Source organism: Polaribacter sp. (assembly GCF_965656025.1).
Classification (GTDB): Bacteria; Bacteroidota; Bacteroidia; order Flavobacteriales; family Flavobacteriaceae; genus Polaribacter.
Window position 1 is genome coordinate 12,344 of the sequence record NZ_CBFHJT010000036.1, and the last position, 1,158, is coordinate 13,501.

Annotated in this window: 1 protein-coding gene; it reads right to left on the minus strand. The window is 27.8% G+C overall.

Going from position 1 to position 1,158, the window contains the following annotated elements:
- Positions 1-1,123 (minus strand): hypothetical protein (locus ACTG3S_RS08420; protein ID WP_439128913.1); only part of this gene is annotated, 1,123 nt, incomplete at its 3' end.
- Positions 1,124-1,158: the final 35 nt, after the last annotated feature.

Sequence of the window (1,158 nt, forward strand, 5' to 3'; positions counted from 1 at the left end):
TAGTTCCATTTCGATTTATCCATGAAGTTTTATTTCCTTTTAAAGCTTGCAATTTATTCTCGTTAAAAGCTCCTATGTAATCAAAACTAGATTTAGTAGTTAAGACTTTGCCATCTACAGCGAATAAAAATGCATGTACTTTATAGTTTTTTTCAAAATATAAAGGATGAACTCCACCACCTAAATGACCTCCAAAGCTATACCATTCCCTTTCTATTTTAACTTCTCCATCGTTATTATATCTTCGAATTCTGTCATTCTTTTTAAGACTTTTAAGAACTTCTTTTTCATTCGCTACTCTAACAAACTTCTTTTGGTTTAAATCGTACACCATGGGTTTGAAAGAATTGTTTGGATACGTAACTAACCTACCATTTGCTCTTGGTAACATTACTTGACCAAAATGAGTAGATATTGTATTAAATTCAGAAGGCATTGGCAATGCATAACCAACTCCTGTAATTGTATTAAATGAAAATAATTTAGTTGGATTGGATTCTTTATTTTTCAAAATAAAAAAACCATCAAAATTTAAGGCAGAAACATACTCATTCGCTTCTACAACAATTTCTGCTCTATCATTAATAACACCAAATTTGCCATTCAATTTAAAAAGCGCATACTTATTCGCATTAAAATTATAGATGCTATCAGTTTTTATAGATAAACTTTTGGATTTTGCATTCCAAATAGTTTTTAAAGAATCTATTTTTCTAAGCTCTTTTTCTTTTCTAATTCTTTTCTCTTCAGCTAAGCGCTCTTGTTCCTTTTGCGCTTCTAACTCTTCTTCAATCGATACAAATAACTCTACTAAGTTTAAATATTCTTCAGATTTTTTATTTTTTGATAAATTAAAATATTGCTCTGAATAATCTTTAGCTTTTTGCCAATTACCAACTTCGTAATGTATAAATGTGCCTAATTTGGCTACATCTTTAGTTGTTACGCTATCTAAGTATTTCATAGCTTTATTAAAATCTTCTAAAGCATCAACTCTTGTTTCAATATCATTATATTTTTCCCATGCTCTTTTAATGTAAACATTAGCAATATCTTTATTTGATTGTGCAAAAAAACTGACAGATGAAACTAAAAAAAATAAAATAGGTAGTATTTTTCTCATAATAATTGTTAATGTATTTTTTTAAAATATGCAAT